The organism is Pseudomonas sp. DCA-1 (assembly GCF_046523955.1).
Taxonomy (GTDB): domain Bacteria; phylum Pseudomonadota; class Gammaproteobacteria; order Pseudomonadales; family Pseudomonadaceae; genus Aquipseudomonas; species Aquipseudomonas putida_Y.
This window is the reverse complement of the sequence record NZ_CP169881.1, coordinates 2,965,205-2,975,519: the sequence shown is the minus strand read 5'-3', so window position 1 is coordinate 2,975,519 and position 10,315 is coordinate 2,965,205. Positions and strand designations below refer to the sequence as shown.

Annotated in this window: 11 protein-coding genes; 9 read left to right on the top strand and 2 right to left on the bottom strand. The window is 60.4% G+C overall.

Features of this window, described 5'->3' with window-relative positions:
- Positions 1–53: 53 nt before the first annotated feature.
- Together ACE4QZ_RS13960 and ACE4QZ_RS13955 are read right to left on the bottom strand one after the other, a co-directional pair.
- Positions 54–875, bottom strand: coding sequence for an aldo/keto reductase (locus ACE4QZ_RS13960; RefSeq protein WP_021785057.1), 822 nt, complete (start codon positions 873–875; stop codon positions 54–56).
- The gene (locus ACE4QZ_RS13955; RefSeq protein ID WP_021785058.1) at positions 863–1,768 is read right to left on the bottom strand and encodes a LysR family transcriptional regulator; all 906 of its coding nucleotides are present in this window, start codon (positions 1,766–1,768) and stop codon (positions 863–865) included. The genes ACE4QZ_RS13960 and ACE4QZ_RS13955 overlap by 13 nt, the downstream gene beginning before the upstream one ends.
- 140 nt (positions 1,769–1,908) lie before the next feature.
- Between ACE4QZ_RS13955 and ACE4QZ_RS13950 the strand changes: the two genes are divergently transcribed.
- The 9 genes from ACE4QZ_RS13950 (at position 1,909) to ACE4QZ_RS13910 (ending at position 10,280) form a co-directional block, all read left to right on the top strand.
- Positions 1,909–2,607, top strand: a complete 699-nt coding sequence (locus tag ACE4QZ_RS13950; protein ID WP_020192902.1) for a CoA transferase subunit A — start codon at positions 1,909–1,911, stop codon at positions 2,605–2,607.
- 35 nt (positions 2,608–2,642) lie between these two features.
- The gene (locus ACE4QZ_RS13945; RefSeq protein ID WP_021785059.1) at positions 2,643–3,299 is read left to right on the top strand and encodes a CoA transferase subunit B; all 657 of its coding nucleotides are present in this window, start codon (positions 2,643–2,645) and stop codon (positions 3,297–3,299) included.
- 153 nt (positions 3,300–3,452) lie between these two features.
- A complete protein-coding gene (locus ACE4QZ_RS13940) occupies positions 3,453–4,871 on the top strand; it encodes a short-chain fatty acid transporter (RefSeq protein ID WP_021785060.1) in 1,419 nt (472 codons plus the stop codon).
- Positions 4,872–4,947: 76 nt separating this feature from the next.
- Complete coding sequence (locus tag ACE4QZ_RS13935; RefSeq protein ID WP_021785061.1) at positions 4,948–5,490, top strand: helix-turn-helix domain-containing protein; 543 nt, start codon at positions 4,948–4,950, stop codon at positions 5,488–5,490.
- Positions 5,491–5,738: 248 nt separating this feature from the next.
- On the top strand, positions 5,739–5,915 hold the full coding sequence (eppA, locus tag ACE4QZ_RS13930; protein WP_021785062.1) for an EPS-associated small membrane protein EppA: 177 nt from the start codon (positions 5,739–5,741) through the stop codon (positions 5,913–5,915).
- Between the two features lie 266 nt (positions 5,916–6,181).
- On the top strand, positions 6,182–6,739 hold the full coding sequence (locus tag ACE4QZ_RS13925) for a polysaccharide biosynthesis/export family protein (protein WP_021785063.1): 558 nt from the start codon (positions 6,182–6,184) through the stop codon (positions 6,737–6,739).
- Positions 6,740–6,764: 25 nt separating this feature from the next.
- The gene (locus ACE4QZ_RS13920; RefSeq protein ID WP_021785064.1) at positions 6,765–7,880 is read left to right on the top strand and encodes a hypothetical protein; all 1,116 of its coding nucleotides are present in this window, start codon (positions 6,765–6,767) and stop codon (positions 7,878–7,880) included.
- Positions 7,881–7,899: 19 nt separating this feature from the next.
- A complete protein-coding gene (locus tag ACE4QZ_RS13915) occupies positions 7,900–9,462 on the top strand; it encodes a GumC family protein (RefSeq protein WP_021785065.1) in 1,563 nt (520 codons plus the stop codon).
- Positions 9,463–9,473: 11 nt separating this feature from the next.
- Positions 9,474–10,280 (top strand): CpsD/CapB family tyrosine-protein kinase, encoded by an 807-nt coding sequence (locus tag ACE4QZ_RS13910; protein ID WP_021785066.1) that lies wholly within the window; start codon positions 9,474–9,476, stop codon positions 10,278–10,280.
- The last annotated feature ends 35 nt before the right edge of the window (positions 10,281–10,315 follow it).

Sequence of the window (10,315 nt, the reverse complement as noted above, 5' to 3'; positions counted from 1 at the left end):
GGGCATGCCCGCGCCCACAGAGGCTATCTACTGGTCCAGCTTGTGCTCGCCGGTTACACCATCGCCAACCGTTGCTTGTGCGTCGGTGCAGGGAACGCCTTATCGATCGCCCGCAGGTCTTCGCTGGTCAAGGTCAGCGCTCCCGCTGCTGCATTGAGCCGCACGTGCTCGGGCGCCACCGCCTTGGGGATGGCGATCACGCCGTCATCGCGGGTCACCCAGGCCAGGCTGACCTGGGCCGGTGTGGCGCCATGACGCTCTGCGATTTCCGCCAGTACCGGGTGCTGCAACAAGCGCCCGGCCTGAGCCAGCGGGCAGTAGGCCATGGTCGGCAAGCCACGTTTTTCGCACCACGGTAGCAAGTCGAATTCGATGCCACGCTGGGCCGGGTTGTACAACACCTGGTTGGTTGCACAATCAGGGTTGTGCAGTTCGCGCAAGTCGTCGACATCGAAGTTGGACACGCCCCAACGCTTGATCTTGCCTTGCTCGCGCAAGCGCTCGAAGCCTTCGACGGTTTCCTCCAGCGGGTGCTGACCACGCCAGTGCAGCAGGTACAGGTCGATGCAGTCGGTGTCCAGCCGGGTGAGGCTGCGTTCGCAGGCAGCCGTCATGCCGCGCAGGCTGGCATTGTGCGGGTAGACCTTGCTGACCAGAAATACCTGGTCGCGGCGCCCGGCAATGGCTTGACCTACGACCTCTTCTGCCCCCCCTTCGGCATACATCTCGGCGGTGTCGATCAGGTTCAGGCCCAGCTCGATGCCCTGTTGCAGCGCCGCGACTTCGGCAGCCTTGCGACCTGGGTCTTCGCCCATGTACCAAGTGCCTTGGCCGATGGCTGGAACACTCGTGCCTGCCAGATTTACGTATCGCATGTCACCTCCGGGATCCGGGTATTGGAAAGAAGCACCTCAAGCAGTGCTTGCGCTGCAGTGGAAAGCTTGTGCTCGCTGAGGGCAATCACGCCGATGCGCCGCTCGACAGTGGGCTCGACCAAGGTGACGCAGCGGGCACCCAGTTCCTGCATCTGGTTGATGCACAGCGCCGGCACGGCACTGACCCCCAGGCCGCTGGCAACCATGCGGCCGATGGTCGTCAGCTGGTGGCTTTCGAACGCGACTGCCAGCTTGCCGTGGCGGGCCGCCACATTCTGCTCCATCAGCAGGCGCACTGCCGAAGGGCGCTGCAGGGCCACGAAATCTTCGGCCATCAGCTGTGCCCAGCTGACCTGGGGCAGCAGTGCCAAGGGTGAGTCGGCGGCCACTACCGCAACGAAGCGGTCCATGTACAACGGATGGAAGTCCAGCCCATCGATGTTATCCGGCTCGAAGCCGATGCCCAGTTCGACGCGACGATGGCGTACCAGTTCCTGTACCTGTTCGTTGATCACGTCGTGCACCGTGACGTTGACCTTGGGGTAGCGCTGGCGAAACACCTTGAGTGAGTGGGGCAACAGGTTGCCGGCAAAAGCCGGCATGGCCGCCACCGACACACGGCCCAATTGCAGGGTAAAGCGCTGGCGCAGCATCTCTTCGGTGTCGTCCCAGTCGGCCAGCAGGCGGCGTGCCAGCGGCAGCAGCACTTCGCCTTCGGCAGTCAGGCTGACGCTGCGCGTGGTGCGGCTGAGCAGGGCGCCGCCGAGGTTTTCTTCCAGCGCCTTGATGGTCAGGCTCAGTGCCGGTTGCGAAACGTGCAGGTGTTCACCGGCCTGGGCAAAGCTCTGGTACTTGGCCACGGCGACAAAGGCGCGCAGTTGTTTGACGTTCATGTCGGGCCTGTCGTTTGTTTTGTAAAAATTATCAATCGATGACGAAAACAAAATTAACAAATCAGTCGCTTGCGGTGAAGATGTCTGCACACGCTCACCGACAGCCTCGTCGGTTAAACAACTACAAAAGGCGGATCAGCATGGCCGGACTGGACAAGCGCGTTGCAACCTATGAACAGGCCCTCGAAGGCCTGAGCGACAACATGACGGTACTGGCCGGTGGTTTCGGCCTGTGCGGCATCCCGGAAAACCTTATCAGCGAAATCAAGCGGCGTGGCGTCAAGGGCCTGACCGTGGTTTCCAACAACTGCGGTGTCGACGGTTTTGGTCTGGGCGTGCTGCTGGAAGATCGGCAAATTCGCAAGATGATCGCCTCCTACGTGGGCGAAAACGCCGAGTTCGAACGCCAGTTGCTCAGTGGCGAGCTGGAAGTGGAACTGACCCCACAGGGCACCCTTGCCGAGAAAATGCGCGCAGGTGGTGCCGGCATCCCGGCGTTCTACACCGCTACCGGCTATGGCACCCCGGTTGCCGACGGCAAGGAAGTTCGCGAGTTCAAGGGCCGCAAGTACATCCTGGAAGAATCCATCACCGGTGACTTCGCCATTGTCAAGGGCTGGAAGGCCGACCACTACGGCAACGTGGTTTACCGCAACACTGCGCAAAACTTCAACCCGCTGGCGGCCACCGCCGGCAAGATCACCGTGGTCGAAGTGGAAGAAATCGTCGAGCCCGGCGTGCTGCTGCCAAGCGAAATCCACACCCCGGGCATCTACGTGGACCGTGTCATCGTCGGCACCTTCGAAAAGCGTATCGAAAAGCGCACCGTCAAGGCCTGAGCGCCATCCAACAGAACAACAAAGAGATCCTGACCATGGCACTGACCCGCGAACAGATGGCGCAACGCGTTGCTCGTGAACTGAAGGACGGTTACTACGTCAATCTGGGCATCGGCATCCCCACTTTGGTGGCCAACTATGTACCCGCCGACATGGATGTGATGCTGCAATCGGAAAACGGCCTGCTCGGCATGGGCGAGTTCCCGACCGAAAGCACCCTCGATGCCGACATGATCAACGCCGGCAAGCAAACTGTCACCGCCCGCCGCGGCGCCTCGATCTTCGATTCGGCACAATCGTTCGCCATGATCCGTGGCGGCCACGTCGACCTGACTGTACTGGGCGCTTTCGAGGTGGACGTGCAGGGCAACATCGCCTCGTGGATGATTCCGGGCAAGCTGGTCAAGGGCATGGGTGGGGCCATGGACCTGGTGGCCGGCGCCGAGAACATCATCGTCACCATGACCCACGCCTCCAAGGACGGCGAGTCCAAGTTGCTGCCGCAGTGCAGCCTGCCGCTGACCGGTGCTGGCTGCATCCGCAAGGTGTTGACCGACCTGGCCTACCTGGAAATCGAAGACGGCGCCTTCATCCTGCGCGAGACCGCACCTGGGGTCAGCGTCGAGGAAATTATCGAGAAAACCGCCGGCAAGCTGATCGTGCCGGATGATGTGAAGGAAATGACCTTCTAAGGCATGACGTGATCTCACCCTGTGGGAACGGGCTTACCCGCGAATGCGTCGGTACATAGACCGCCGCATTCGCGGGTAAGCCCGTTCCCACAGGTTTTTTGCGTTGCCTGGCAATACCGCTTCATCTCATAAAACCAATAAAAGGAATTCACCGTGGCCGCTGAAATTCAAGACAGCCGCTCCGCGCGCTTTGCCTTGCGCTGCTCCAACTGGGCTGAACGCTGGTTCCCCGACTCCTGGGTGTTCGCCGCGTTGGCGGTACTGCTGGTGTGTATTGGCGCACTGGCCATGGGCGCCAAACCGACCGACACCGCCAAGGCTTTTGGCGACGGTTTCTGGAGCCTGATACCGTTCACCATGCAGATGGCCTTCGTGGTCATCGGCGGTTATGTGGTGGCCAGCTCGCCGCCCGCCGCGAGGCTGATCGATCGCCTGGCGCGCATCCCCGGCAATGGGCGCTCGGCAGTGTGCTGGGTAGCACTGATCTCGATGCTGGCCTCCTTGCTCAACTGGGGGCTGTCGCTGGTGTTTGGAGGCTTGTTGGTACGCGCCCTGGCGAGGCGTACCGACCTGAAGATGGATTACCGCGCAGCGGGTGCGGCGGCTTATCTGGGCCTGGGTGCGGTGTGGGCGCTGGGCCTGTCATCCTCGGCGGCGCAGTTGCAGGCCAACCCGGCCAGCCTGCCACCTTCAATCCTGTCGATAACCGGGGTGATTCCGTTTACCGAAACCATCTTTCTCTGGCAGTCCGGCGTGATGCTGGCGGCGCTGGTGGTGGTCTCGCTGGTGATCGCCTACGCCACCGCGCCGGGCCCGAACAGCGCACGTAGCGCCGAAGACTGCGGTGTCGACCCCAGCTTCACAGCGCCACCCGCCACGCAACGCACGCGCCCGGGGGAGTGGCTGGAACACAGCCCGATCCTGATCCTGCTGTTGGTGGCCTTGGCTGCTGGCTGGCTCTATCAGGAGTTTGCGACAAAACCCGCGATTACCGCCATCTCGGGGCTCAACACCTACAACCTGTTGTTCATCATGCTCGGTGCTTTGCTGCACTGGCGCCCACGCAGCTTCCTTGACGCGGTGGCGCGTGCGGTACCGACCACCACCGGTGTGCTGATCCAGTTCCCGCTGTATGGTTCGATCGCCGCCATCCTCACCCAGGTGAAGGGAGTCGATGAACAGACGCTGGCCCACCATATTTCACTGTTCTTCACCCAGATTGCCACCCACGACACGTATGCCGTGCTGATGGGCGTGTATTCCGCGGTGCTGGGCTTCTTCATCCCTTCAGGCGGTGGCAAGTGGATCATCGAAGCCCCTTACGTGATGCTGGTGGCCAACGACCTGCAGTACCACCTGGGGTGGGCGGTGCAGATCTACAACGCGGCCGAAGCCTTGCCGAACCTGATCAACCCGTTCTACATGCTACCGCTGCTGGGCGTGCTGGGGCTCAAGGCGCGCGACCTGATCGGGTTCTCGTTCGTGCAATTGCTGGTGCATGTGCCGTTGGTGCTGGTGTTGCTGTGGGCGTTGGGTACAACGCTGCAGTACGTACCGCCAGTGATGCCTTGATTCAAGGCCTCTGCAGGCTTGGCGTCAGCTATTAGACGCGTATCATGGCTGCCTCAGCCTGGGAAACCCGCGTCACATGTCTATCCGATTGAAACTGCTGCGTAAGAAACTGGGGATGACCCTGGAAATGCTGGCCGAAAAGACTGGCATGACCAAAAGCTACCTGTCCAAGGTCGAGCGGGGCCTCAACACGCCCTCGATCGCTGCGGCGCTGAAACTGGCGAGGGCGCTGAACGTCAATGTCGAAGAGCTGTTCGCCGAAGAACAGGCCGGGCAGAGCCGCTACAGCCTGGTGCGCCATACCGAGCGCCAGGCCTTGGTTGGCGATGGACAAGGGCCGGGGTACGCGGCCCTCACCAGTCAGGTTGGCCAGCGCAGCCTGCTGCCGTTTCTGATCCAGCCGCCGTCCGAGTTCAGCGACCCCACGTTCAAGGAACACCAGGGCGAAGAGTTCCTGTTTGTTCACGCAGGCCAGGTGGAAGTGGATTTCATGAGCGAGCGGGTAATGCTGGAGCAGGGCGACGCCCTGCATTTCAATGCCCAGACGCCGCACCGGCTGCGCTCGGTAGGTGTTACTCCAGCGCAATTACTGGTCGTGGTTCACCACGCGGACGAATGAATACGTGGGGGGGCAGGTATGCCCCCGCGTATTCTCAGCTGTGAAACGCCAGATTCATCGCAGCAGCCCTCCCTTGCATAATCTGCATGTCGTTTTTTTGACGAAAGCACCCATCGCCCATTGAATTTTATTATGGTGTCGGATCATTGACGTAGTGTCATTGTGCCCATAAGCTCAAATCAACAACGAAACAACCCCGCAACACCGCGCCAATAACTAATTGATTTTCCTGTTTTTAGGAGGGGAGTATGCGCTCGACTCTGATAATCAAATCGATGTTCTTGCTGGTGATGCTAAGTGGTGCTGCCCGTGCGGCAGATTCGTATATCAATCAGAACAGTATCATTCCTGTTTCAACTGCAGGCTGGTTCTTTGCCTTTGCTGTCGTCGGTTTTGTTGCTGTTGCCAACCGCAGAAAGATCTGAACCGGACACCTTGTACCCGAAGTGACTGCCCATTGCCGAGAGGCCACAGGCATGGCTTGTGAATTCTCCAACCGTTGCTATATTCCCAGTAGCCCGTAAGGGCCAACGTTTACAGAACGTTGCAGCCCACGTCTACAGCGTCAAGGTAAGGGCCTCCAGGAAGGTCGAGGCCATCGCGGCAGCTGTGCGCCGTGAAGCGGAGCGAGAGTTGGTGTGTTGTTCTCATTCAGTGCTCTTTGTCGGGCCATTTGGCCGGAGGGACCCTCATGGTGCGTTCAATATTTGCCGCTTTGTGCATGCTGACGGTGGGGTCCGGCGCCGCTAACGCCGACCAGAGCGGTGCTCCCTACCTGCTTAGCCCCGGCGATGTGGTGATGGTTTCGGTGTGGCAGGAAGACAGCCTGCGTCAAGAAGCCACCGTACTGCCCGATGGCAGTATTACCTTCCCCCTGGCCGGGCGCATCAATGTTGCCGGGCTGGACGTGACGGCAGTCGAAAAGCAGGTCGCTGCCAAACTCGAAAAATTCCTCCCCGACCCTAACGTCAGCGTTGTCGTCAAAAGCATTGCCGGCAATATGGTCTATGTCCAAGGCAAAGTGATCAAGCCCGGGCCTGTGCAAATGGCAGGCCCCACTGCGGTATTGCAGGCGCTGAGCATGTCAGGTGGCCTGGACAAGTTTGCTGACGAAAGCGAAATCAAGGTGGTCCGCGGCACGGGTGCTTCCCAAAAGATCCTGCCCGTGCGATATAAGGACCTGGTGTCTGGCCGGGACATGTCCACCAACATCCAACTCCAGGCTGGCGATACGCTGGTCGTTCCTTGATCTTGCCTTTTAATAAGAACATTTAATGCCTCTTCTTAGAACAACTCGCATTGCAACGGCAATCTTGGTCTTGCCGTTTACGGACGCGGTACTGGCGGCAAATTGGCAGTCTACGGTGGTGGTACCGACATCCGTCGAATACGACAGCAACCCATTGCTGCTGACCTCGGGGGAAAAGGGCATAACGCGCACGATCATCGCGCCGGATTACACCCTGATCGGCACTTTTGACCGTGACGAATTGAGGTTGGGGCTTGGCATGCATGTGCTGCGCTCGTCCGATACGGATATCGTCGATGACCGTGAAGATCCTGATATCAGCCTGGGCTGGCAGCGCACCACCGAGCGGGGGCGTTTCGGCCTGGTGGCGCGCTACAACGAGAGCTCGACGTTGTCGGGGACAGTACTGGATACCGGGGTGATTACCACCGACGGTACGCAGAAGCTTTACACCTTGACTGGCAACTGGAGCCAGGCGGTGACCGAGCGCAGTACCTTGAGCAACGAAACCACCTACAACCGTGCCCGTTACGACATCAGCACGCTGACGGGCTACGACGAACTGGCGAACGTCTTTACCTGGACTTACGCCTGGAACGAGCGGGCTGATCTGTATACCCGTTTTGGTGCCCGGCGCTATGAGCCCGAACAGGACCTTACCGCGACCGCTTCCAACAGCTACACCCCGGCAGTCGGCGTCAAATACCAGCTTGCCGAAGGCTTTAGCGCCGATGCCCATATTGGCGTCAACCAAGTGTCAGGTGACGGCGGCGGCCGACGCGGGGAGGGTGGGGTTGCGTTGCTGTACACCGGCCCGCGTGCCGATGCCAGCCTCACAGCCGAACGCAGCACGGTGGCCAGTGCCGAAGGCGGCTTCGCCGAGCTGGACCAGGTGCGGGGTGTGTGGAGCTATGCGTTGACCGAGTTGTCCCGGGTGGGCGCGGACGCCGCGTGGCAAGACAGCAAAGGGCAGTCGCCCAACACGCTGCAGACTTACAGCGTATGGGCCAGCCGCCAGTTTTCGCCTTACTGGGACCTGCGCCTGTCGCTGATGTACAAAGAACGGCAGCAGGACCATGTACCGGATGCGACCGCTACGATCGTTGGTTTGACGTTGACGTACAGGTACCCCGACATCTGAACTTCAGGCAGGTGGCCCTATGAAGTCTGACTACGAGCTCTCCCTCAGAGATTACATCGCCATTATCAAGGACAGGGCCCTGGTGTTAGGGGTGAGTGCCGCAGTCATTCTCGCCGCGACCGTGGCCGTCGCGTTGATGGTGCCGCCGATCTACCAGTCGACCGGCACCATTCTGGTGGAGTCGCAGCAGATTTCACCGGAGCTGGTGTCGACCAACACCACCACTTTTGCCGATGAGCGCATCGAGGTGATCCGCCAACGGGTGATGACCCGCGAAAACCTGCTGCGCATCATCGGCAAGTACGACCTGTTCGCCGACAAGCGCTTCAGCGAAAGCGACAAGATCGACCAGATGCGCAACGCGATCGTGGTCCAAACCCTTACCACCTACGTGCGTGGACGTGGTGAAGCGACCGTGGCGTTCACTGTGTCGTTCGAGCACAAGCAGGCACAAGTGGCCAAGGAAGTCGCCGACGAACTGGTGACGCTGTTCCTCAACGAAAACCTCAAGCAGCGCACCGAGCGGGCCAACGAAACCACCGAATTCCTCACCCAGGAAGCCAACAAGCTGGGCGCCGAGCTGGCCAGCCTGGAAAACCAGTTGGCCGATTTCAAGCAGGCCCACGCCAATGCCTTGCCCGAGCACCAGACCCTGCGCATGAACATGCTGTCGCGTGCGGAGCTGGAATTCCGTGAGGTCGACCGTGACTACAAGGCTGCCCAGGAAGAGCTGCGCTACCTGGAGCTGGAACTGTCTGCGGCCAATGCAGGCCTTGCCACCAAGGCTGCCGAAGGCACCCGATCAACCCGTGCCGACCAGCCCGAGGACCTGCCAAGCCTGAAAGCCGAATACGCCCGGCTGCTGACCCGCTACAAGGACGCCCACCCGGATGTAGTGGCGATCAAACGCAAGATCCAGGCGCTCGAAGCCAGTGGTGGTCGCACTGCGGCAGCGTCCACGGTCAGCCTCGACGTGGCCCGTGTCCGTGCCAAGATGAGCGCTGCCCAGGTGCGTATCGCCTCGCTGGCAGAGCAAAAGCGCGAGCTGACCCGGAAAATGGAAGGGTACGAGGCCGAGATCCTCGAGGCGCCGCAGGTCGAGCGTGGCCTGGTGACCTTGATGCGTGACCACGACAACGCGCGCAAGAAATACGAAGAGATTCGTGCCAAGGAAATGGGCGCAAAAATTACCGAAAGCCTCGAGCAGGAAAACAAGGCTGAACGCTTTGTGCTGCTGGAGCCTCCGCTGTTGCCCGAGAAGCCGATCAAGCCCAACCGCAAGAAAATCGCCGCGCTGGGCCTGGTGCTGGCGCCAGCTGGTGGCGGTGCGCTGGTGATGCTGCTGGAAATGCTCAATCAGCGCGTGCGCGGCGTTGGCGCCCTGGAAAGCCTGCTGGGCAAACGGGTGCTGGTGGCACTGCCCTATATCGATACCCGAGCCGACGTGGCCCGACGCAAGCGCTGGCGCAATCGCCTGATCCTGGCGGCACTGGCGCTGGCAGCTATCATGATAGGGCTGGTGCACGTGTTCTACATGCCACTGGATGTGCTGTTGTACAAAGTCATGTCTCGGTTTGTATAGGGAAAGCAGTGATGGACAGGATCAAGCCGGCTGTTGGCAACAATATTCATCAGGTTACCCCAGGTACTCCCCAGGCACTGTCTCCCGCCCCCGGTACGGCGCTGGCAGAAGTGCCGGGTCAGTTCGATTACGTGAACACCAAGGTGGTACCGCTGCGTGCAGACCACCTGGAGCGCAACCGCATCGTCGCGTACAACAAGAACTCCAACATGAACGGGCCGATCGACCTGTTGCGTACGCAGGTGCTTAGGGCCATGGACGAGAACGGCTGGCGTACCTTGGCCATCACCTCGCCAACGCCTGAAGCGGGCAAGACAATGCTGGCGATCAACCTGGCCATGAGTATTGCCCACCACACCACCAAGACTGCGTTGCTGGTGGACTTCGACCTGCGCCGGCCCAAGGTCGGCAGTTACCTGGGGCTGCCCATGGAGCAGGCACTGAACGAGTTTCTGACGGACAAGGCCGAGCTGCAGGACTGCCTGGTCAACCCGACCTTGCCGCGCTTTGTGGTGCTGCCGACGCGGGTACCCGTCCCCCTGTCGACCGAGATGCTGTCCTCGCCCAAGGTGAACAACCTGATTGGCGAGTTGCGCAACCGCTACGAGTCGCGCATCTGCATTTTCGATTTGCCACCGCTGCTCAGCTCGGACGATGCAATCACCGTGATGCCCAAGTTTGATTGTGTATTGCTGGTGGTGGCCAACGGGATGAACAACAAAAAGGAAATCGAGGATTGCCTGCATCACCTGGCCACGGTGAACCTGATCGGGACTGTGTTGAACAAGGCTGACGAACAGCCGCGGACCTATTACTGATACTGAGCCTTCTGGCCGTCCGCCTGTAGGTGCAG